Raw genomic sequence first — 21947 nt, 5'->3', positions numbered from 1 at the left:
GTACCGCCGCGTCGCGTCAGCGGCACCCCCCGTCAGTCCAGGTAACCCCTCAACTGGTCCGCGAAGGCGTGGTCGCGCAGCTTGTTGAGGGTCTTGGACTCGATCTGGCGGATGCGTTCGCGGGTCACGCCGAAGATGCGGCCTATCTCCTCCAGGGTGCGGGGGCGGCCGTCGACAAGGCCGTAACGGAGCTGTACGACCTTCCGCTCCCGCTCGCCCAGGGTCGACAGGACCGCCTCCAGGTGCTCCTTGAGCAGCAGGAACGCGGCCGACTCGACGGGGCTCGCGGCGTCGCCGTCCTCGATGAGGTCGCCGAGGGCCACGTCGTCCTCCTCGCCGACGGGCGCGTGCAGCGAGACCGGCTCCTGGGCCAGCCGCAGCACCTCGCTGACCCGCTCCGGGGGCAGGTCGAGATGGGCGGCGACCTCGTCCGACGTCGGTTCGTAGCCGCGCTCCTGGAGCATGCGGCGCTGGACGCGGACGACGCGGTTGATGAGTTCGACGACATGGACCGGGACGCGGATGGTGCGGGCCTGGTCGGCGAGGGCGCGGGACATGGCCTGCCGGATCCACCAGGTGGCGTACGTCGAGAACTTGTAGCCGCGGGCGTAGTCGAACTTCTCCACCGCCCTGATGAGGCCGAGGTTCCCCTCCTGGACCAGGTCCAGCATGGTCAGGCCGCGGCCGACGTACCGCTTGGCGACGGAGACGACGAGCCGCAGGTTCGCCTCGATGAGCCGACGCTTGGCCATCCGGCCCATGACGACGAGCTTGTCCAGGTCGAGGGCGAGCTGGCTGTCCAGGTCGGGGGTGCTGCCCAGCTTCTCCTCGGCGAACAGCCCGGCCTCGACACGGCGGGCGAGTTCGACCTCCTCGGCCGCGCTGAGCAGCGGGATGCGGCCGATCTCGCGCAGGTACTGGCGGAAGAGGTCCGAGGAGGGTCCGCCGGTGTCCAGGCGCGTGGGCACGACCGCCACCGCTTCGACGGGCTCGGGCGCGGCGTCCGGCTCGGGCTTCGGTTCCGTCTCCGTCTCCGGGTGATGGGCGGCGCGGCTCTGTGCCGGGACGGCGACGAGTACTTCGGCCTCCGCGTCCGGCTCAGCGCCGTCCGTGGTGGCGTCGGTCTGGATGAGGGTCTGGGTCTGCACGGGGGCGACCTCCAGGGTGATCGCTGCTGAAAAGTACGGCAGCGCTGCTTGGGGGGCGGAGTCGGCGGCCTTGCCGCTGTCCGTCCCGTACGCGATGAGCGGAACCGCGGGGGTGTGGGACCCGTGGGGGACGGATCGGCCGCGCTCCGAGGACTCAGGCACCGGAACCCAGTGTGGGGTAAGACACATCCCCGCCACGAGGGGCGTGCGGTGACTTTTTGCGTCCGGACCGTGACCCGGTGGTGATTGCTGCCGAAAACGCCGATGACCGGGAGCGTCCCGGTCTGGCACGATCCACCGGTGTCCGCTTCCTGCTACGAGACCCATGTGACCGTCCGCTGCGCCCACGCCGACGAGGCCGAGCGGCTGCGCCGGTGGGCGGCGTCGGCCGGGCTCAAGCTGACCCACATCGTGCTGGCCCGGGGCCGGATGCCCGACCAGCCGATGCTCACGCTCTCCGGCTCCGCGTCCTACGCCGCCGGGTCGGCGCGGGCGCGGGAGGTGACGGCACGGCTGCGGGCGGACGGGTTCCTGCCGGTCCGCGTGAAGATCGAGTCGACGCCGTGGGCGCCGGAGGTGCCGCGCGAGCCGTGCGACGACGGCCGGTACTTCGAGCACCATGTGAAGCTGCTGCTCCCGGCCGACGCCGACCTGGACGCCCTGGCCGCGCTCGTGGTGCCGCACGGGGCGCATGTGTCATGGAACGCGCGCCGGGTGCGGGGGGACGGGTGGCACGAGCGGTTCGTCACGCAGCGGTGCCGGGGGGTGGACGCGAAGGGGGCGGGGCGGCGGCTTGAGCGGTTGCTGGCCGACCTGAGTGAGCGTCGACTACTCGGCTTCGAGCGGGAGTTCGTGCTGCACGACAGTGATGTGTCGGTGGATGACGGGTGGCTCGAGTAGCTAGAGCGCTGAGGGGCCCTGATCCTGGAGTGCCCGGTCGTAGCGGGTGAGGACCATCATCTCGTTCTGCAGGGCCGCCGCCTGGGCCGGGTCCGTGTGGCCGAGGCGGGTCAGGGTGCTCTGGAGGTCGGTGAGGCGGCGGGTGACGGCACGGCGGCGGACGGCGACGAGTTGTTCACCGGCGTAGGTCTCGTCGACCGTGCGGCGCATGATCGCCTCGACGGCGAGTTCGGTGACCATGGCGCGGACGGCGTCGTCGGGGGCGGCGTCGCGGACGCGGACCAGGTACTCCTGGGGGTCCTGCGTGCCGTACTCCGCGCCGCCCGCGTCGAGGATGGCCTGGCGTACGGCGGCGTAGGGGGCGGCGGTGAACTCGTCGACCCCGTAGGCGTCGAAGGCCGGGGAGACCAGTTCGGGGCGCTGGAGGGCGAGTTTGAGGAGTTCGCGTTCGGTGGCGTAGACGGGGTTGCGGAGGGTGAGGGCGGGGCCGGAGGTCGCCGGGCGGGGGGCCGCCTCGTACGGCCGCTGGACCGGGGCCGGGCCCTTGCCGCCGCGGTCGCGGGCCCAGCGGGCCAGCTGGGCGACCCGCTTGACCACGAACTGGGTGTCGAGGATGCCGAGCATGCCCGCGAGCTGCACGGCGACCTCGTGCTGGGCGCCGCTGTTCTTGATGCGGGCGACGACCGGGGCGGCCTCGTCGAGGGCGGCGGCGCGACCGGCGGGGGTGTCGAGGTCGTAGCGCGAGACGATCTGGCGCAGGGCGAACTCGAAGAGGGGCGTGCGGGGTTCCACGAGGTCGCTCACCGCCTCGTCGCCCTTGGCGAGACGCAGGTCGCAGGGGTCCATGCCGTCGGGGGCGATGGCGATGTACGTCTCGGCGGCGAACTTCTGGTCGTCCTCGAAGGCGCGCAGGGCGGCCTTCTGGCCCGCCGCGTCGCCGTCGAAGGTGAAGATGACGCGGGCCGAGCCGTTGTCCATCAACAGACGGCGGAGGATCTTGATGTGGTCGCCGCCGAAGGCCGTGCCGCAGGTGGCGATGGCGGTCGTCACCCCGGCGAGGTGGCAGGCCATGACGTCCGTGTAACCCTCGACGACGACCGCGCGGGAGGTCTTCGCGATCTCCTTCTTCGCCAGGTCGATGCCGTACAGGACCTGGGACTTCCGGTAGATCGCCGTGTCCGGGGTGTTCAGGTACTTCGGGCCGTTGTCCGCCTCGTACAGCTTGCGGGCGCCGAAGCCGACGACGTCGCCGCCGATGTCGCGGATGGGCCACATCAGCCGTCCGCGGAAGCGGTCGATGGGGCCGCGGCGGCCCTCCTGGGCGAGACCGGAGAGGATCAGTTCCTTGTCGGTGAAGCCTTTGCCGCGCAGGTAGCGGGTGAGGTGGTCCCAGCCCTGCGGGCTGTAGCCGACGCCGAAGTGGACGGCGGCGGCCTGGTCGAAGCCGCGGTCGGCGAGGAAGATCCGGCCGGTGTCGGCCTCCGGGGAGGTCGCGAGCTGTTCCGCGTACCAGTCGGCGGCGATCTTGTGGGCCTCGACCAGGCGGATCCGTTCGCCGCGCTGGTGGGCGGGGTTGTAGCCGCCCTCCTCGTAGCGCAGGGTGATGCCCGCCTGACCGGCGAGCCGCTCGACCGCCTCCGAGAAGGTGAGGTGGTCGATCTTCATCACGAACGTGATGGTGTCGCCGCCCTCCTGGCAGCCGAAGCAGTGGAAGAGTCCCTTGCCCGGGCTGACCTGGAAGGACGGCGACTTCTCGTCGTGGAACGGGCACAGCCCCTTGAGGTTGCCGCCGCCCGCGTTGCGCAGCTGGAGGTACTCCGAGACGACGGCGTCGATCGGGACCGCGTCCCTGACCGCCTTCACGTCCTCGTCGTTGATCCGTCCTGCCACGCGTGAATTCTACGGTGACGGTCGGACAGTCACGGGACCAGACTTTCGAGCGGGACGTGCGGGTCGGCCAGTGACTCCGTGCTGACCTGGGCCTGGCTGCGGATGAGCGCCTGGATGGGCTCCGTGACGTCCCACACGTTCACGTTCATCCCGGCCAGCACCCGGTGGTCCTTCACCCAGAACGCGATGAACTCCCGCTTCCCGGCGTCCCCCCGGATCACCACCTCGTCGTACGACCCCGGGGGCGCCCAGCCGGAGTACTCCATCCCCAGGTCGTACTGGTCGGAGAAGAAGTAGGGCACCCGGTCGTAGACAACCTCCTGGCCCAGCATCGCGCGGGCCGCGGCCGGGCCGCCGTTGAGGGCGTTGGCCCAGTGCTCGACCCGCAGCCGGGCGTCGAACAGGGCGTGCGGGAAGGCGGCGACGTCACCGGCGGCGTAGATGTCGGGGTCGGAGGTGCGCAGGCGGTCGTCGACGACGATGCCGCCGCCGTGCGCCCGGTCGGCCAGCTCCAGGCCCGCCGCCTCCGCGAGGGAGACCCGGGGGGCGGCGCCGATCGCGGCCAGCACGTCGTGCGCGGGCTGCTCCTCGCCGTCGTCGGTACGGGCCGCCAGGACCATGCCGTCCTGCCCGACGATCTCGGTCAGCCGGGCGCCGAAGCAGAAGCGGACGCCGTGCTCGCGGTGCAGCTCGGCGAAAAGCTGGCCCAGCTCCGGCCCGAGGACGCCGTGCAGCGGGGTCGGCTCCGGCTCGACGACGGTGACCTCTGCGCCGTACTCCCGGGCCGCCGCCGCGACCTCCAGGCCGATCCAGCCCGCGCCCGCGATCACGAGGTGGCCGTTGTCCCGGCCGAGGGCGGCGAGGACGCCCTTGAGGCGCTCGGCGTGGGCGAGGCGGCGCAGGTGGTGGACGCCCGCCAGGTCGGTGCCGGGGATGTCCAGGCGGCGGGGCTCGGCGCCGGTGGCGAGGAGCAGCTTGTCGTAGCGGACGACGGTGCCGTCCTCGCCGAAGCGGACCGTCTTCGCGGTGCGGTCGATGGCGTCGACGGTCTGTCCGAGGTGGAGTTCGACGTCGTGGTTGGCGTACCAGGTCGGCTCGTGGACGAAGACGCTGTCGCGCTCCTCCTTGCCGAGGAGGTAGCCCTTGGACAGCGGCGGGCGCTCGTAGGGGTGGTCGCGTTCGTCGCAGATCAGTATCACGCGGCCGGTGAAGCCCTCCGCGCGCAGCGTCTCGGCCGCCTTCGCGCCCGCCAGGCCGCCTCCGACGATGACGAATGTCTGATCCGCGTCGACCACTTGATGCCTCCTCGTAAGGGTGCCGCCACATGCGAGCCTCCCGCACGGAGCGTGGTGCGGGAAGAGGGTGTGACCCGATCAGGCCACGCAGGGTCACCTTTCCCTGTGCATATGCCCGGTCAGTGTCACAGGTGTCCCGTCAGCCTCACGTGAAGCGACCGCGCGGACACGTCCGTCAGGGAAGCGATCTGATCGACGATCACCCGCTTGCGGGCCCGGTCGTCCGGCGCGTGTTCGAACATGGCGCGGAACTGCGGGTCCAGACCGTCCGGCGCGCGGGCGGTGAGCTTCTCGGCCAGTTCCAGGACGACGATCCGCTGGTCGGCGCGGAGCCGGGCCTGCTCGGCGCGCTGCATGACGTACCGGTCGGCGACGGCCTTCAGCACCGCGCACTCCATCCGGGTCTCCCGGGGTACGACGAGTGCGGCGCCGTAGCGGGTGAGGCGGCCGTTGCCGTACGCCGCCCGGGTGGCGCCCTCGGCGGCCAGGCAGAAGCGGCCGATGAGCTGGCTGGTGGCGTCCTTCAGCCGGGCCTGCGCGACCGCCGAGCCGTCGTAGCCGTGCGGCCACCACTCCTGGTCGGTGAGCCGGTCCAGGGCGGCGGAGAGTTCGGCGGGGTCGGTGTCGGCGGGGACGTACCGGCCGACGGCGACCTCGAAGACCGCCGCGCGTTCGGGGTCGGCGTGCAGCAGGTTGGGGTCGACGTGCCCGGCGTGCAGGCCGTCCTCGACGTCGTGCACGGAGTACGCCACGTCGTCCGACCAGTCCATGACCTGCGCCTCGAAGCAGGTGCGGGTGCCGGGGGCGCCCTCGCGGACCCAGTCGAACACCGGGCGGTCGTCCTCGTACACGCCGAACTTCACGGACGCCGGGTCGGTGGGGTGGGCCCCTCGTGGCCAGGGGTACTTGGTGGCGGCGTCCAGGGTGGCGCGGGTGAGGTTGAGGCCGACGGAGCCGTCCGGGGTGAACCGTTTGGGTTCGATGCGGGTGAGGAGTCTGAGTGACTGGGCGTTGCCCTCGAAGCCGCCGCAGTCCTCGGCGAACTCGTTGAGCGCCTGTTCGCCGTTGTGGCCGAAGGGCGGGTGACCGAGGTCGTGGGCGAGGCAGGCGGCCTCCACCAGGTCGGGGTCGCAGCCGAGGGCGGCGCCGAGTTCGCGGCCGACCTGGGCGCACTCCAGGGAGTGGGTGAGGCGGGTGCGGGGGCTGGGGTCCCAGGCCTGGCTGGTGGTGCCGGGGGTGACGACCTGGGTCTTGCCCGCGAGGCGGCGCAGGGCGGCGGAGTGCAGGATGCGGGCGCGGTCTCTTTGGAAGGCGGTGCGGCCTGGGCGTTTGTCGGGCTCGGGGGCCCATCGGTCGGTTGCTGGTGCCGGGTATGCGTTGCCTTCCATGCGTCGACAGTATGCGCGGGGAGCGTCTGCCGGGTGTCTGTTGTGGGGCGTCTGCGGGTTGTGGGGCTGGTCGCGCCCGCGCGGTGGGGCCGCAACCCGCTACAGCCCCGCGCCCCTAGGTGAGGATGGCGAGCGTCCGCTGCACGGGAGCCGTTCTTCTTGCCTGGTCGTAGCGGTGGAGGATCAGGTGGGCCATCGCCGGGTGGGTGCCCATGGGGACCGCTGCCCTATCCGGGGCCGCCTGGGCGGACTCCGTGGCGAAGCGGCCGGGGGCCGTGAAGTAGGAGGCGACGGCTATGTGGCGGTGGCCCCGGGCCTTCAGGGCGCGGACCGCTTCCGGGACCGTGGGCCTGGCGGCCGAGGCGTAGGCGGGGACGACCGGGACGCCGCCCAGGCGGTCGGAGAGGAGGCGGGCCATGTGGCTGGTGTCCAGCGCGGCCTCGGGGTCGCGGGAGCCCGCGGCGGCCAGGACCACGGCGGTTCCCCGGGTCCAGCCCGCCTCGGTCAGGCGGGTGGCCAGGGCCTCGGCGAGCAGGGGGTGCGGGCCGAGGGGGGCGGCCACGCGGGTGCGGGCGCCGGACGCGGCGATCATGTCCGGGATGTCCTGCTTGATGTGGTAACCGCGGCTGAGGAGGAGGGGGACGAGCACCGCCTCCCGGTCGCCGAGGGCGGCGAGGGTGTCGGGCAGCAGGGGCGCGTTCAGCTCGATGTGCCCGAGGTGTACGGGGAGGCCGGGGCGCAGGTCGCGGACGCGGTCGGCGAGGGCGCTGACGGTGGCGAGGGCGCGCGGGTCGCGGCTGCCGTGGGCGACCAGGACCAGGGGCTGACCGCTGGTCCGGCGGGGGTGCGGGTTCATGGGGTGCGCCGTCATGGATCGATGGTGTCGGGGGGACGTTGCCGAGCCGTTGCGTGCAGGGTGACGGGTCTTTTCGGTGGGTTCACCATGGGGGGACGGGGGTGTGTGAGGTGGCCTGACCTGCGGTCGCGCAACCCCGGCGGCGCGTCCGGCGTCCCTTCTGGCATGGATCTGCGCCGACCCCGGCTCCCGCGTACCCGTATCGGGCAGCGCCGACTCGTGCAGGCGGTGGTCGCCGTGTGCGTCCTCGCGCTGCTGCCGTCCACCTGGCTGTTCGTGACCACGGGCGACCGGCTGCGGACGACCGCGGAGGTGCCGCGCACGGACGTCGCGGTCGTCTTCGGCGCGGGTCTGTGGAACGGCGAGCCGTCGCCGTACCTCGCGCACCGGCTGGACGCGGCGGCCGAGCTGTACCGGGCGGGGCGGGTGGAGGTGGTCCTCGTCACCGGCGACAACAGCCGGGCCGAGTACGACGAGCCGGACGCCATGCGCGGCTACCTGGTCCGGCACGGCGTGCCGGACGGGCGGATCGTCAGCGACTACGCCGGCTTCGACACCTGGGACTCCTGTGTGCGGGCCAAGAAGATCTTCGGGGTCGACGAGGCCGTGCTGATCAGCCAGGGCTTCCACGTCCGGCGCGCGGTGGCGCTGTGCCGGGCGGCGGGTGTGACGTCGTACGGCGTCGGGGTCGACGAGCCGCACGACGCCACCTGGTACTACGGGGGTGTCCGGGAGGTCCTCGCGGCGGGGAAGGCGGCGCTGGACGCGGCGTTCCGGCCGGATCCGCGGTTCCTGGGGCCGCGGGAGACCGGGGTGCAGCGGGCGCTGGGCGGTCGGTGACCTCACCGAGGCCGTCCGTGGGCGGGGAGGTCGTCGTCCCGGCCGTGTAACAGGGAGCCGTCGCGGCACGTAACACGGTCGACGCACGCTGGGCGGTATGCAGCAGAACTCCGCGACGCCCACGCACTGCCCGTACTGCGCCCTGCAGTGCGGGATGAATCTGACGCCCGCTCCGGACGGGACGGTCGAGGTGACCGAGCGTGAGGACTTCCCGGTGAACCGGGGGGCGCTGTGCGGCAAGGGGCGTACGGCGCCCGCGGTGCTGTCGTCGGCGGTGCGGCTGACCTCGCCGCTGGTGCGGCGCGACGGTGACCTCGTGCCCGCCACCTGGGACGAGGCGCTGGACCGGATCGCGGAGGGGCTGGGGCGGGTCCGGGACGCGCACGGGCCGGACGCGCTCGGTGTGTTCGGTGGCGGTGGCCTGACGAACGAGAAGGCGTACGCGCTGGGCAAGTTCGCGCGGATCGTGCTGGGCACCTCGCAGATCGACTACAACGGCCGCTTCTGCATGTCGTCCGCCGCCGCCGCCGGGATCAAGGCGTTCGGGGTGGACCGGGGGCTGCCGTTCCCGCTCGAGGACATCCCGAAGACCGGCTGTGTGATCCTCGTCGGCTCCAACCTCGCCGAGACCATGCCGCCCGCCCTGCGCTACCTGACCGAGCTGAAGGAGAACGGCGGCACGCTCGTCGTCATCGACCCGCGCCGCACCCGGACCGCCGAACAGGCCGACCTGCACCTCGCGCCCCGGCCCGGCACCGATCTCGCGCTGGCGCTCGGGCTGCTGCACCTGGTCGTCGCCGAGGGGCGCGTGGACGAGGAGTACGTCCGTGAGCGCACCACCGGCTGGGAGGACGCCCGCGCTGCCGCGATGGCGCACTGGCCGGAGTACGTGGAGCGGATCACCGGTGTGTCCGTGCCCGAACTGCGGGAGGCGGTGCGGCTGTTCTGCGCGCCGGAGACCGCGATGGTGCTCACCGCGCGCGGACCCGAGCAGCAGTCCAAGGGGACCGACACCGTCGGCGCGTGGATCAACCTGACCCTGGCCACCGGGCGGGCGGGCCGACCGCTGTCCGGGTACGGCTGTCTGACCGGGCAGGGCAACGGCCAGGGCGGGCGCGAGCACGGCCAGAAGGCCGACCAGCTGCCCGGCTACCGCAAGCTGACCGACCCGGCCGCGCGGCGGCACGTCGCCGAGGTGTGGGGCGTCGACCCGGACAGCCTGCCGGGCCCCGGGCGCAGCGCCTACGAGCTGCTGGACGCCCTCGGCACCGACGTCCGCGCGCTGCTGCTGATGGCGTCCAACCCGGTGGTGTCGGCGCCGCGCGCCGCGCATGTGGAGGAGCGGATCAGGGCGCTGGACTTCCTCGCCGTCTGCGATGTCGTGCTGTCGGAGACGGCGGCGCTCGCGGACGTGGTGCTGCCGGTCACCCAGTGGGCGGAGGAGACCGGCACCATGACCAACCTGGAGGGCAGGGTGCTGCTGCGCCGCCGCGCCCTCACCCCGCCCGCCGGGGTCCGCAGCGACCTGGAGGTCATGCACGAGCTGGCCGCCCGGCTGGGCGGGGAGGGCAGCCCGGAGAAGCGGTTCCCGACGGACCCCGAGGAGGTGTTCGAGGAGCTGCGCCGGGCGAGCGCGGGCGGGGTGGCCGACTACTCCGGGATCACCTATCGCAGGCTGATCGAGGAGAACGGGGTGTTCTGGCCGTGCCCGGCTGCCGACGCGGGTGACGGGGACGGCGAGGACACCGCGCTCGACGTCGCAGCCCCGGACGACGACCCGGCGCGCGAGGCGGACCCCGTCCACCCGGGTACGCCCCGCCTCTTCCTCGACCGGTTCGCCACGGAGGACGGCCGGGCGCGGTTCGTGCCCGTCTCGCACCGCGCGATCGCCGAGGAGCCGGACGACGAGTACCCGGTGCTGCTGACGACCGGGCGGGTGGTGTCGCAGTACCAGTCCGGCGCCCAGACCCGCCGCGTCGACGAGCTGAACGCCGCCGCGCCGGGCCCGTTCGTCGAACTGCACCCCCGGCTCGCGGCCCGGCTGGGGGCGGCCGAGGGCGACCCCGTGGCCGTCGTGTCCCGACGCGGCCGGGCGGTCGCGCCCGCCCGCATCACCACCGGCATCCGCCCGGACACCGTCTTCATGCCCTTCCACTGGCCCGGCGAGGGCCGCGCGAACACCCTTACCAACCCGGCGCTGGACCCGACGTCGCGGATGCCGGAGTTCAAGGCGTGTGCGGTGCAGGTCGAGGCCGTACGGGAGTCCTAGGCCGCGTCGTCCGAGGCCGCACGGCGGCGGCGCAGGGCCAGGTATCCGGCCGTCAGGGCGACCGCGCTGACGGTGAGACCGGCCCCGAGGGTCAGTTCGAGGCGGGACGGGCCCCCGGTGCCGCCGCCGAGGCCGCCCTCCACGCCGAGCGTGGGGACGGGAGTGGGGCTGGTCGCGGGGGCCCGGGGGGCGGGAGCCGTGGTCGCCGGGGCCGGGGGCGTGGCGTTGGGGCGGGAGGTCGAGCTGGTCGTCGGCGGCACGGTGCCACGGGCCGTGGCCCTCAGGGGCAGCACCTCGCAGGCGAAGCCGTCGTCGGGTCCCGGGTCCTCGTCGAGCCGGTGCGGATCCCTGGGGTCGCGGGCGAGTTCCGCCTGCGCGTCCTCCTGGAAGGCGAAGTCCCGGCAGTCGAGGTCGCCGGTCTGGGCGTGCGCGGTGCCGATCGCCGGTCCGGCGGTCGCGAGCACGGTGACCGCGGCGGTGAGCGCGATGCGTATCCGCATACCCCTTCGCGCCCGCGCTCGCATGCATGTTCGACGTGTTCGCATGGGTGAGCCCTTCCGATTCGGCGGCCGTCCTGCGTGGTCCGGCCACCGCATCGACGCTAGGAGCGCCCTCCCGCCACGGCCATCACTGCTGGGCCGTTCGGGTGCGGTGCCCGCGCCGCCAGTCGCCGCCCTCGATCACGGTGCCGCGGGCGCGCAGCCGTGCGGCGACGCGGGGCGCGGCGAGATAGACCCAGGCGCGCACCGGGGTGCCGTCGGCCGTACGGGTCACCTCGCGCTCGACGCGTTCGTAGAGGTTGCGCGGGTCACCGGGGATGTACTCCTCCAACGCGTCGAGGGCGGCGAGGAGTTCGGCGTACGCGCGCGGCGGGACGGTGACCAGGTCGCCGGTGATCACGCCGTCGCCGTCCGGCACCTCGACGGCGTACGGGTAGCCGGGACCGTCGTAGAGGACGGCGCCGGGCAGGCGTCCCGGTTCCTCGGAGTGCGTACGGCCGTGCAGGAGGAGGGCGTGGTTGGGTTCGCCGGGGCGGAGGGTGCCGTAGACGAAGAAGGGGAGGGACACGTGTCTCACCTGCACGGAAGCGCTACCGGAGCCTTGCAGGGACGATTCTGACCCCTCACACGCTCCGCCCATAACCGCTATGGACATGCCATGTCCGGGCCACTTGAATCTCGGTGATCAGCGCCCCCGTCCCCCTCGCGGCGCCCTCTCCGAGGAGTTCCATGAGCCAACGTTGGCATGCCCACGCCATATCCATCACCGCTACCGCTCTCCTGACCACCGCCCTCTCCCCCACCACCGCCACCGCCGCCGACCGCCCGACCCGGGCCACCGCGATCGAGAACGCCACCCGCGCCCTCACCGCCCACGCCACCGCACTGGGCCTGACCCCCGCCCAGGACACGACCGTCCGGGACGTGATCGTCGACCCGGACGGCACCCAGCACCTCCGCTACGACCGCACCTACCGCCAACTCCCGGTCCTCGGCGGCGACTTCGTCGTCCACCTCACCCCGGACGGCGACTACGACGGCGCCGACCGCGCCACCCAGGCCGCCCTCGACCTGCCGACGGTCACGCCGTCCCTGTCCGCCCCGAAGGCCGCCGGGATCGCCGCGGACGCCCTGCGCGCCACCCGCCTCGGCGAGGCGCTGAGCCGCCTGACCGCCAAGCCCCGCCTGGTCGTCGACGCCCTGCACGGCACCCCCCGGCTCGCCTGGCGCACCGACGCGGTCGCGCTGGACCCCCGGGGCAACCCGGTGGCCCGCACCCTCCTCACCGACGCCCGCACCGGCGACCGCATCGACGCCTGGGACAGCCTGGAGACGGCGACGGGGGACGGGCGGTCGCTGTACGGCGGCACGGTGCCGTTGGAGACGACGCCCACCGGGACGTCGTACGAACTGAGGGACCCGACGCGCGGCGGCACGTACACCGGCGACGCGGGCAACAGGTCCGACCTGTGCCTCCTCGGCACGGTCTGTGTCGTCCGCGCCCCGGCCACGGTGTTCGGGGACGCCGACAACCACTGGGGCGACGGCACGACGGCGGACCGCGCGTCGGCGGCCGTGGACGCGCAGTACGGCACGGACGTGACCTGGGACTACTTCAAGGGCGTGCACGGCCGGAACGGCATCGCGGGGGACGGGAGGGGATCGTACAGCCGGGTGCACTACGGCAACCGGTACAACAACGCCTTCTGGGACGACAGCTGCTTCTGCATGACGTACGGCGACGGGGACGGCGAGCTGCTCGGCCCGCTGGTGTCGCTGGACGTCGCCGGGCACGAGATGTCGCACGGGGTGACCTCGAAGACCGCCGCGCTGACCTACTCGGGCGAGTCGGGCGGCCTGAACGAGGCGACCTCCGACGTCTTCGGCGCGCTGGTGGAGTTCCACGCCCGCAACCCCGCCGACCCCGGTGACTGGCTGATCGGCGAGAAGATCGTGCGGGCGGGGTTCGGGCGGTCGGCGCTGCGGTACATGGACCGGCCCTCCCGGGACGGCGAGTCGGTGGACTGCTGGAGCCCGGCCGTCGCCGCCCTGGACGTCCACTACTCCTCCGGCGTCGGCAACCACTTCGCCTACCTCCTCGCCGAGGGCAGCGGGCCGAAGACCATCGGCGGCGTCCCGCACTCCTCCCCCACCTGCGACGGCTCCACGGTCACCGGCATCGGACGGGCCAAGCTCGGCGCCATCTGGTACCGGGCGCTCACCGTCCACATGACGTCGTCCACGACCTACGCGGGCGCGCGCACGGCGACGCTGGAGGCGGCGCGGGACCTGTACGGGGCGGGGAGCGCGGAGGAGGCGGCGGTCGCGGCGGCCTGGCGGGCGGTGAACGTGCGCTAACCCCCGTACGGGCGCCGCTCCCTGGCCTCCTTGAGGGCGGTGCCCCACCACACCAGCTGGTCCAGCATGGTCTTGGCCGCCGCGTCCGGGCCCGTGGCGTCCTTCGGGCGGCCCCGGTCGTCGAAGGACGCACCGGCGTTGTGGAAGGAGACGGTGTCGCGGACGGTGACGGCGTGCAGCTCCGCGAAGACCTGGCGCAGGTGCTCCACGGCGCGCAGGCCGCCGGACACGCCGCCGTAGGAGACGAGCGCGACGGGCTTGGCGCGCCACTCGGTGTAGTGCCAGTCGATGAGGTTCTTCAGGGCCGCCGGGAAGGAGTGGTTGTACTCGGGGGTGAGGACCACGAACGCGTCGGCGGCGGACAGCTTGGGGGTGACTCCGGCGAGGGCGTCGACCGCCTCGGGGGTGCGGGCGAGGGAGGTCGGCAGGTCGGTGTCGGCCAGATCGACGACACGGACGCCGAGGTCGTCGCGGTGGCGGATGTGCTCGAGGAGCCAGTCGGCGACGACGGGGCCGAAGCGGCCATGGCGGTTGCTGCCGATGATGAGGGTGATGTCGAGGGTCGTCATGCGCCACACCCTCGTACCTCAAGTTTGGTTGAGGTCAAGTGGTGCCGTCGCGCGCGGCGCGGTCACCCGTTCACACCTTCGCCGTGCGCCCAACGGGTGCTCTTGCGCCGCCCCCTCCGCGACCCCTGTGACCTGCTGAAACATCCTTCGCCGGGGCGGGCGTGGCACCCGTTCGCCACATTCCTGACGCTCTCTCGGCAAGCGAGGGCGGGCCGTTGCCACTTACCTCGGTAGAGGCAGGGCCCGAACAGCTCGAAGGAGCAAGCACCATGCGACGTACCGCCCGGCTGCTGATGCTGTCCGGACTGACCGGTGGCGCGCTCGCGCTCGCCGCGTCCGCGTACGGGGCGGACACCGGCCGTCTGGAGGTGTCCCCGTCCGGCGTGGTCCCGGGCGGACAGGTCACGGTGACCACCACGGCGTGCGGCATCGACGGCACAGCGGCCGGTGACGCCAGCGCGGTGGGTGCCGGAACGTTCACTCTGGCGCCGGGCGCGCGGGACGGCGAGGCGGTCGGACGGTTCCGGGTGCCGCCGAGCGCGCAGCCGGGGACGTACGAGATCGTCGCGCGGTGCGCCGGGGACGCGGCGGGCGGGCGGCAGGTCAAGGGCGACCTGGTGGTCACGCTGACCGTGCCCCGTGAGCAGGTGTACCCGCGCGGAAGTGTGAAGACGGGGGTCGGCGGCGCGCTTGGCCCCGACCCCGTACGGACCGCGGCAGGCGTGGCGGCTCTCGCCGTCGCCGCCGCGGGCGGTACCTGGCTCCTGCATCGCCGGGCGAGAGGCGACGGGATCTGACGGACACCCTCCGCTGTCCGTCCGCCGGTACCGCATGTCCCCTCCCCTCCGGGTCCGACGCCCCTCGCGGCCCGGAGGGGGCACGGGGCCGCCCAGCAGCACGGCAGGAGGCTCACCATGCGTCGCAGGACGGGGAGACCGGGGGTTCCTCGACGGCCGGGAGGACCGGGCCCGGCGGGGAGGGCCGGGGGACGGCCGGGGAAGGCCGGGAGGGCGGCCAGGCGTTCCGGGACGAGGGGCAACCCGAGCCCACCGGACCAGGCACCGCCCATGCCCCCGACGCCCCCGCCCCCGGAACGCAGGCGCCGCCCCGGCAACCTCGCCATAGCAACCGTCACCGCCCTGGCCCTGTGCACCGGCGCCTGGCTGCTCTCCGGCGGAACCGAGACCTCCGCACCCCCGCAGCCGTCGGCCGCCGAGGCGCGTACCACCGCCGGGGAGAGAGCCGTCGCCCCCGCGCTGCCTCCCTCACCCCCGGAGCGCATCCGCATCCCCGCGATCCGGGTGAACGCCCCCCTCACCGGCCTCGCCCTCACCCGCACCGGCAGTCTCGACGTGCCGCCCGCCGACCGTCCCGGGCTGGCCGGTTGGTACGAGGCGGGGACGACGCCCGGGGAGACCGGGACCGCGATCGTCGCCGGGCACGTGGACAACGCCGACGGGCCCGCCGTCTTCTACCGCCTCGGCGCCCTGAAGCGGGGCGCGGTCATCGAGGTGGACCGGCGGGACGGCGGTGTCGCCCGGTTCACCGTGGACGCGGTCGAGGTGTACGACGCGAGGGACTTCCCCGACGCGAAGGTGTACGGCGCCGCCCGCCGCCCCGAGCTGCGCGTGATCACCTGCGGCGGCGGCTACTCACGGTCCACCGGCTACCGGGGCAACGTGGTCGTCTTCGCCCACCTGACCGGCAGCCGGTGACCCTCAGGCCAGCCACTGCTCGTACGCCAGATTCGCCACCAGCGCGAACACCACCGTCAGCAGCACCACCCGCACGAACCCGCTGCCCTTCTTCAGCGCCGTGCGCGCCCCCACCGTGCCGCCCACCAGGTTGAACACGGCCATCAGCGCGGCCAGCTGCCACAGCACCGTGCCCTGCCAGGCGAAGGTCGCCAGCGCGCCCGCGTTGGTGCAGCAGTTGACGATCTTGGCGGTGGCGGACGCGGTCACCAGGTCGAGGTGGAGCACGGCGGTGAGGGCCAGCACCAGGAACGTACCGGTGCCGGGCCCGATGAGACCGTCGTAGAAGCCGATGCCGAGGCCCGCCAGGCCGATCGCGGCGAGGTTGCGGCGGCGGGAGGCCGGGCCCGGCGCCGGGGCGGTGCCGAAGGCGGGGCGCAGGATCACGAAGGCCGCGACGGCGAGCAGCACCACCATGATCACCGGCTTGAGCACCTCGGTGCTCATCCCCGCCGCGAAGAACGCCCCGCCCGACGACCCGGCGAGCGCGGCCAGCCCGATGCGTACGGCGGTGCGCACGTCGACGGGCGCCTTGCGGGCGTAGGTCACCGCGGCGCCCGTGGTGCCGACGATCGCCACCGCCTTGTTGGTGCCCAGCGCGTACGCGGCCGGGGTGCTCCCCGGCAGTCCGAGCAGCAGGGCGGGCAGGAGCAGCAGGCCGCCACCGCCGACCACGGCGTCGATCCAGCCCGCCGCGAGCGCGGCGAGACAGAGCAGGGCGATCATGGTCAGCGATATGTCGGGCACGAGTGGCGACCCTATGGACGGGGTAGGTGTGGCGTCCAACGATCTGAGGGTGATCTGAGGAACGAGGCCGCCGGTCAGCGCGCCTCACACCCACCCCGCGCCCCCGCTGAGGGCAGCGTTCCCCGCGGGAAACAACGGTGATTCGGTCGGGTAACACCCACCCCGCACGCTCAATGGCATGACCTCGAATAAGCGTGTGGTGGTGATCGGCGCCGGGCTCGCGGGCGTCCGGCTCGCCAAGCGGCTCGGTGAGCTGGGCACGCCCGCGCTGCTCGTCGGCGACGAGGAGCACCGGCCCTACAACCGGGTGCTGCTCGCCGAGGTGCTGGCCGGGCGGTACGCCCCCGAGGTGATCGCGCTGCCCGCGCCCGCGGAGCTGACCCGGGCCCGGGTCACCGGCATCGACCGTGCCGGGCGGACCGTGGAGTGCGCCGACGGCTCGGTCATCGCATACGACACGCTGGTGCTGGCCACCGGCTCGATCCCGGTGCTGCCGCCGCTGCGGGGCCTGTTCACCGGCACCGGCGACCTCCCCGAGGGCGTGCACGCCTTCCGCACCATGGACGACTGCCTGGGCCTGTCCAAGGCCGTCCGGCCGGGTGTCCGGGCGGTCGTCATCGGCGGCGGGCTCCTCGGGGTGTCGGCGGCCCGGGCGCTGGCACTGCGCGGCGCCCAGGTCGTCCTCGCCCAGCAGTCCGAGCGGCTGATGGAACGCCAGCTCGACCCGGGCGCCTCCAAGCTGGTGCTGCGGCACCTGAAGGACCTCGGTGTCGAGGTGCACACCGAGTGCCGGGTGCGCGACGTGCGCTGCGTCGGCGGCGCGGTCCGCTCGGTGGAGATGGCCGACGGCTACGCCCTCGACGCCGACCTCACCGTCCTGGCCTGCGGCGTCCACCCGCGCGTGGGCCTCGCCCAGGCCGCGGGGCTCGACGTCCGCAAGGGCGTCGTCGTCGACGACGAACTGCGCACCTCCGACCCGCACATCCGGGCGATCGGCGACTGCGCCCAGCACGACGACACGCTGTACGGGCTGGCCACCCCGGCGCTGGAACAGGCCGACGTACTGGCCGAGGCGCTGGCCGGTGACGGGGGCGCCCGCTACACCGGCACCCGCGCCCTGACCCGGCTGACCCTGAACGGCCACACCGCACGTGACCACGCCACCTTCGACCTCGCCGCGTTCGGCGAGACGGAGGCGCTTCCGGGCGACGACGTCGTCCAGCTCACCGACGCCACCCGAGGCACCTACCGCAAGGTCGTCGTCCGCGACGACCGCGTGGTGGGCGGGGTCCTCGTCGGTGAACTCGGCACCGTCGGCGCGCTCGCGCGCGCCTGGGAGGGAGCAGAGCCGCTCCCCGCGGACGGCGCGCCACTGCTCCACCTGCTGACCAACGATGGAGGCTCCTGATGACCGCCACCCAGGGGGTCACCCCCACGATCGTGCTCGTCGGCCACGGCATGGTCGGCCAGCGCTTCCTCGAAGCGCTCGCCGAGCGCGGCCTGACCGCCACGCACCGCGTGGTCGTGCTGTGCGAGGAGCCGCGTCCCGCGTACGACCGCGTGCAGCTGACCTCGTACTTCTCGGGCACCACGCCGGACGAGCTGTCGATGACCGACATGGAGTTCATCGACAAGCACGCGATCGAGCTGCGGATCGGTGACCCGGCCGAGACGATCGACCGCGAGACGCGGACCGTCACGGCCCGCTCCGGCTTCACGGTCGGCTACGACATCCTGGTGCTGGCCACCGGTTCGTACCCGTTCGTCCCGCCGGTCCCGAACAAGGACGCCACCGGCTGCTTCGTCTACCGCACCATCGAGGACCTCCTCGCGATCGAGGAGTACGCCAAGACGGCCGAGGTCGGCGCCGTCGTCGGCGGCGGTCTGCTCGGCCTGGAGGCCGCGGGCGCGCTCAAGGGCCTCGGGCTGACCTCGCACATCGTGGAGTTCGCGCCGCGGCTGATGCCGGTGCAGGTCGACGACGGCGGCGGCGCGGCCCTGCTGCGCACCATCGAGGAGATGGGCCTGGGCGTCCACACCGGCGTGGGCACCCAGGAGATCGTCGTCGACGAGTCCGGCGCGGTGACCGGGATGAAGCTGTCCGACGGCTCCGAACTCGCCACCGACCTGGTCGTCTTCTCCGCCGGTGTCCGCCCCCGCGACCAGCTGGCCCGCGACTGCGGTCTGACGGTCGGCGAGCGCGGCGGCATCGCGGTGGACGAGCAGTGCCGCTCCGTCTCCGACCCGCACGTCTTCGCGATCGGCGAGTGCGCGCTGGCGGCGGACGGCAGGGTGTACGGCCTGGTGGCGCCCGGCAACGAGCAGGCGGAGACCGCCGCCGCGACGATCGCCGCCGAGGAGGCCGCCTTCACCGGCGCCGACCTGTCGACCAAGCTGAAGCTGCTCGGCGTGGACGTGGCGTCCTTCGGCGACGCGCACGGCACCACCGACGACTGCCTCGACGTCGTCTACTCCGACTCCCGCGCGGGCCTGTACAAGAAGCTGGTCGTCGCCCGGGACGGCACCCTGCTCGGCGGCATCCTCGTCGGTGACGCGGACGACTACGGCACCCTGCGCGCGTTCACCGGCTCGGTCCCGCCGGTCAAGCCGGAGTCGCTGGTCCTGCCCGCGGGGGTGGGCGCCCCGACGCAGCTCGGCCCGTCCGCGCTGCCGGACGACGCGATCATCTGCTCCTGCCACAACGTCTCCAAGGGCACCATCCGCGCGGCGGTCACCGACCACCAGTGCACCACCGTGCCCGAGGTGAAGAAGTGCACCAAGGCGGGCAGCGGCTGCGGCTCCTGTGTGAAGGTGCTCGGCCAGCTCGTCACCGCCGAGCTGGAAGCCAGCGGCGTCGAGGTCGACAAGGGCCTGTGCGCCTGCTTCTCGCAGACCCGCGAGGAGCTGTACGAGATCGTCCTGGCCCTGCGCATCAACTCCTTCCAGGACCTCCTGGACCGCTACGGCCGCGACGGCGCCCGGGGCGGCGAGGGCTGCGAGGTCTGCAAGCCCGCGGTGGGCTCGATCATCGCCTCCCTCGCCCCGACGATCGGCGCGAGCCCTTACGTCCTCGACGGCGAGCAGGCGGCCCTCCAGGACAGCAACGACCACTTCCTGGCCAACCTGCAGAAGAACGGCTCGTACTCCGTCGTCCCGCGCATCCCCGGCGGTGAGATCACCCCGGAGGGCCTCATCGTGATCGGCGAGATCGCCCGCGACTTCGGCCTCTACACGAAGATCACCGGCGGTCAGCGCATCGACATGTTCGGCGCGCGCGTCGAACAGCTCCCGATGATCTGGACCCGGCTCGTGGACGCGGGCTTCGAGTCCGGCCACGCCTACGGCAAGTCCCTGCGCACGGTGAAGTCCTGCGTCGGCCAGACCTGGTGCCGCTACGGCGTCCAGGACTCCGTCCGGATGGCCATCGACCTGGAGCTGCGCTACCGGGGCCTGCGCTCCCCGCACAAGCTGAAGTCGGCGGTGTCGGGCTGCGCCCGCGAGTGCGCCGAGGCCCAGTCGAAGGACTTCGGCGTGATCGCCACCTCCAACGGCTGGAACCTCTACGTCGGCGGCAACGGCGGCGCGACCCCGCGCCACGCGGATTTGCTGGCCCAGGACCTCACGGACGCCGAGCTGATCCGGCTGATCGACCGGTTCCTGATGTACTACATCCGCACCGCCGACCGGCTGGAGCGCACCTCCACCTGGCTGGAGCGGATCCCCGGCGGCCTCGACCACGTACGCGACGTGGTGGTGGAGGACTCCCTCGGCATCTGCGAGGAGCTGGAGTCCCTGATGTCGGCCCATGTCTCCCACTACCGCGACGAGTGGGCGGAGACCATCAACGACCCCGAGAAGCTGGCCCGGTTCGTGTCCTTCGTGAACGCGCCCGACACGCCCGACCCGGTCGTCGGCTTCGTCCCCGAACGCGACCAGATCAAGCCCGACCTGCCGTTGCTGTCCATCGGCATGCGCCCCGCGGATGCCGCGGCAGACGTCCTGGAAGGAAGCGCCCAGCGATGACCCTGGCACCCGAGACGACCGACCTCAAGATCCAGCTCCGGCTGGGCGACGACTGGTTCACGGCCTGCGACCTGAACCAGCTGATCCCCGGCCGTGGCGTGGCGGTCCTGCTGCCGGACGGCCGCCAGGCGGCCCTGTTCCGCGACCGCAAGGGGGAGCTGTACGCCATCGACAACCGCGACCCGTTCGGTGGCGCGGCGGTCCTCTCCCGCGGTCTCCTCGGCAGCCACCAGGACCGTACGTTCGTGGCGTCGCCCCTGCTGAAGCAGCGGTTCGACCTGCGGACCGGGGAGTGTCTGGACGAGGACGGGGTACGGATCGCGACCTACGAGGTACGGGCGGCCTGACCCCCGGGTTTCAGGGTGCCGTACGTCACCCCGGTCAGCCGCTCCGAGGCCGCCCAGAGGTATTCGCCCGCCCGGTCGTCGAGGGTCCACGGGGCCCGCGGTGACGGGGCGGGCGTACCGGTACCGCGCCAGGCGGCGAAGGACGGCCCGATGAACGCGTCGGCCCGCACCCGCGGCGCGGTCGCCGCGTACAGCACGGGCAGCGCACCCGCCTCGGCCGACTGCGCGAAGACCCGGTTCCCCAGTTCCGCCAGCCGCTCCCCGGCCCGGCTGCCGTCGGCCTGCGGCCCCCTGGTCTGCAGGTTGGTGGCGGCGTACCCGGGGTGGGCCGCCACCGCGGTCGCCTCCGCGTAGGACGCCTCCAGCCTGCGCGCCAGCTCATGGGTGAACAGCAGGTTGGCCGACTTGGACCGGGCGTAGGCGATCCAGCGCCGGTACCGACGCTCGCTGTTGAGGTCCCGGATGTCGATGTTGGCGAGCGCGTGCATCATGCTGGACACGGTGACGACCCGGGCGTCCGGCGTGGCCAGCAGCGCGGGCAGCAACAGCCCGGTGAGCGCGAAGTGCCCGAGGTGGTTGACCCCGAACTGCGTCTCGAACCCGTCGACGGTGGTCCCGTAAGGCAGCGCCATCACACCGGCGTTGTTGACGAGCAGATCGAGCCGCTCATGCCGGTACGCCGCCGCGAACTCCCGTACGCACCCCAGATCCCCGAGATCCAGCCGTACGACCTCGACGTCCGCGCCCGGCACCTCCCCGGCGATCCGCTCCACCGCCTCCCGCCCGCGCACCTCACTCCGGCACCCGAGCACCACGTGCGCGCCCTTGCGGGCCAGCTCGCGCGCGGCGACATAGCCGAGGCCGCTGTTGGCGCCGGTGACGACGGCGACACGGCCGGTCTGATCGGGGATGTGGTCTGCGGTCCAGCCCGCCATGGAGGCTCCTATCGGTCCCTGCCGGTTCCCTGCGTCGGCTCCCCCGGTGAGGGCAATGTATGCGGTGGGGTCGCCGACCGGCAGGGGGCGAGGGCCGAGGTAGAACCATTTGGCGGTAGGGGTGGGCG

Annotated in this window: 19 protein-coding genes; 9 read left to right on the top strand and 10 right to left on the bottom strand. The window is 73.1% G+C overall.

From position 1 onward, the window contains the following. Positions 1–32: 32 nt before the first annotated feature. Positions 33–1310: an RNA polymerase sigma factor gene (locus tag ACFVQG_RS14415; protein ID WP_383381355.1), complete on the bottom strand. Its 1278-nt coding sequence runs from the start codon at positions 1308–1310 to the stop codon at positions 33–35. A gap of 102 nt (positions 1311–1412) precedes the next feature. Here ACFVQG_RS14415 and ACFVQG_RS14410 point away from each other — a divergent pair, with 102 nt between their 5' ends. Continuing rightward, entirely contained in the window at positions 1413–2048 is a 636-nt protein-coding gene (locus tag ACFVQG_RS14410; RefSeq protein WP_383381350.1) for a hypothetical protein, read from the top strand. Here the strand turns inward: ACFVQG_RS14410 and dnaG are convergent, their stop codons facing one another. From dnaG to ACFVQG_RS14390, 4 genes are all read right to left on the bottom strand, one after another. After that, positions 2049–3938 carry a DNA primase gene (gene dnaG / locus ACFVQG_RS14405; protein ID WP_383381345.1) on the bottom strand — a complete coding sequence of 630 codons (1890 nt, stop codon included), beginning with the start codon at positions 3936–3938 and terminating at the stop codon, positions 2049–2051. A gap of 29 nt (positions 3939–3967) precedes the next feature. Next, the gene (locus ACFVQG_RS14400) at positions 3968–5233 is read right to left on the bottom strand and encodes an NAD(P)/FAD-dependent oxidoreductase (protein WP_383381341.1); all 1266 of its coding nucleotides are present in this window, start codon (positions 5231–5233) and stop codon (positions 3968–3970) included. 125 nt (positions 5234–5358) lie between these two features. Continuing rightward, a complete protein-coding gene (locus ACFVQG_RS14395; RefSeq protein WP_383381338.1) occupies positions 5359–6621 on the bottom strand; it encodes a deoxyguanosinetriphosphate triphosphohydrolase in 1263 nt (420 codons plus the stop codon). A gap of 115 nt (positions 6622–6736) precedes the next feature. After that, positions 6737–7492 carry a sirohydrochlorin chelatase gene (locus tag ACFVQG_RS14390; RefSeq protein ID WP_383381335.1) on the bottom strand — a complete coding sequence of 252 codons (756 nt, stop codon included), beginning with the start codon at positions 7490–7492 and terminating at the stop codon, positions 6737–6739. Positions 7493–7642: 150 nt separating this feature from the next. Here ACFVQG_RS14390 and ACFVQG_RS14385 point away from each other — a divergent pair, with 150 nt between their 5' ends. Both ACFVQG_RS14385 and ACFVQG_RS14380 read left to right on the top strand, forming a co-directional pair. Next, a complete protein-coding gene (locus ACFVQG_RS14385) occupies positions 7643–8317 on the top strand; it encodes a vancomycin high temperature exclusion protein (protein ID WP_383381332.1) in 675 nt (224 codons plus the stop codon). Positions 8318–8414: 97 nt separating this feature from the next. Continuing rightward, the gene (locus ACFVQG_RS14380) at positions 8415–10586 is read left to right on the top strand and encodes a molybdopterin oxidoreductase family protein (protein WP_383381329.1); all 2172 of its coding nucleotides are present in this window, start codon (positions 8415–8417) and stop codon (positions 10584–10586) included. On the opposite strand, the gene ACFVQG_RS14375 is transcribed toward ACFVQG_RS14380, so the two are convergent. After that, complete coding sequence (locus tag ACFVQG_RS14375; RefSeq protein ID WP_383381326.1) at positions 10583–11086, bottom strand: hypothetical protein; 504 nt, start codon at positions 11084–11086, stop codon at positions 10583–10585. The two genes, ACFVQG_RS14380 and ACFVQG_RS14375, sit on opposite strands and share 4 nt — an antisense overlap. A 127-nt stretch (positions 11087–11213) precedes the next feature. Then, a complete protein-coding gene (locus tag ACFVQG_RS14370; RefSeq protein ID WP_383381323.1) occupies positions 11214–11654 on the bottom strand; it encodes a gamma-glutamylcyclotransferase family protein in 441 nt (146 codons plus the stop codon). Positions 11655–11815: 161 nt separating this feature from the next. Here ACFVQG_RS14370 and ACFVQG_RS14365 point away from each other — a divergent pair, with 161 nt between their 5' ends. Further along, the gene (locus ACFVQG_RS14365; RefSeq protein ID WP_383381320.1) at positions 11816–13444 is read left to right on the top strand and encodes a M4 family metallopeptidase; all 1629 of its coding nucleotides are present in this window, start codon (positions 11816–11818) and stop codon (positions 13442–13444) included. Here ACFVQG_RS14365 and ACFVQG_RS14360 read toward each other — a convergent pair. Further along, a complete protein-coding gene (locus ACFVQG_RS14360; RefSeq protein WP_383381314.1) occupies positions 13441–14013 on the bottom strand; it encodes an NADPH-dependent FMN reductase in 573 nt (190 codons plus the stop codon). The genes ACFVQG_RS14365 and ACFVQG_RS14360 overlap by 4 nt on opposite strands. Positions 14014–14282: 269 nt before the next feature. Between ACFVQG_RS14360 and ACFVQG_RS14355 the strand changes: the two genes are divergently transcribed. Further along, positions 14283–14810, top strand: coding sequence for a hypothetical protein (locus ACFVQG_RS14355; RefSeq protein ID WP_383381312.1), 528 nt, complete (start codon positions 14283–14285; stop codon positions 14808–14810). A 270-nt stretch (positions 14811–15080) separates the two neighbouring features. Beyond that, positions 15081–15728, top strand: coding sequence for a class F sortase (locus ACFVQG_RS14350; RefSeq protein ID WP_383381309.1), 648 nt, complete (start codon positions 15081–15083; stop codon positions 15726–15728). A 3-nt stretch (positions 15729–15731) separates the two neighbouring features. Here ACFVQG_RS14350 and ACFVQG_RS14345 read toward each other — a convergent pair whose 3' ends face one another. Further along, positions 15732–16514 carry a sulfite exporter TauE/SafE family protein gene (locus tag ACFVQG_RS14345; RefSeq protein WP_383381307.1) on the bottom strand — a complete coding sequence of 261 codons (783 nt, stop codon included), beginning with the start codon at positions 16512–16514 and terminating at the stop codon, positions 15732–15734. 178 nt (positions 16515–16692) lie between these two features. Between ACFVQG_RS14345 and ACFVQG_RS14340 the strand changes: the two genes are divergently transcribed. From ACFVQG_RS14340 to nirD, 3 genes are read left to right on the top strand one after another with little or no spacing between them, the layout of a single operon-like run. Next, positions 16693–17922 (top strand): NAD(P)/FAD-dependent oxidoreductase, encoded by a 1230-nt coding sequence (locus tag ACFVQG_RS14340; RefSeq protein ID WP_383381304.1) that lies wholly within the window; start codon positions 16693–16695, stop codon positions 17920–17922. Then, entirely contained in the window at positions 17922–20537 is a 2616-nt protein-coding gene (gene nirB, locus ACFVQG_RS14335) for a nitrite reductase large subunit NirB (RefSeq protein ID WP_383381301.1), read from the top strand. Before ACFVQG_RS14340 ends, nirB begins: the two co-directional genes overlap by 1 nt. Next, complete coding sequence (gene nirD, locus ACFVQG_RS14330) at positions 20534–20884, top strand: nitrite reductase small subunit NirD (RefSeq protein WP_383381298.1); 351 nt, start codon at positions 20534–20536, stop codon at positions 20882–20884. The genes nirB and nirD overlap by 4 nt, the downstream gene beginning before the upstream one ends. On the opposite strand, the gene ACFVQG_RS14325 is transcribed toward nirD, so the two are convergent. After that, a complete protein-coding gene (locus ACFVQG_RS14325; RefSeq protein ID WP_383381296.1) occupies positions 20863–21819 on the bottom strand; it encodes an oxidoreductase in 957 nt (318 codons plus the stop codon). The two genes, nirD and ACFVQG_RS14325, sit on opposite strands and share 22 nt — an antisense overlap. Positions 21820–21947 lie beyond the last annotated feature (128 nt).

It is taken from the genome of Streptomyces sp. NPDC057877 (assembly GCF_042796855.1).
Lineage (GTDB): Bacteria > Actinomycetota > Actinomycetes > Streptomycetales > Streptomycetaceae > Streptomyces.
This window is presented reverse-complemented; position numbering and strand designations above follow the sequence as displayed.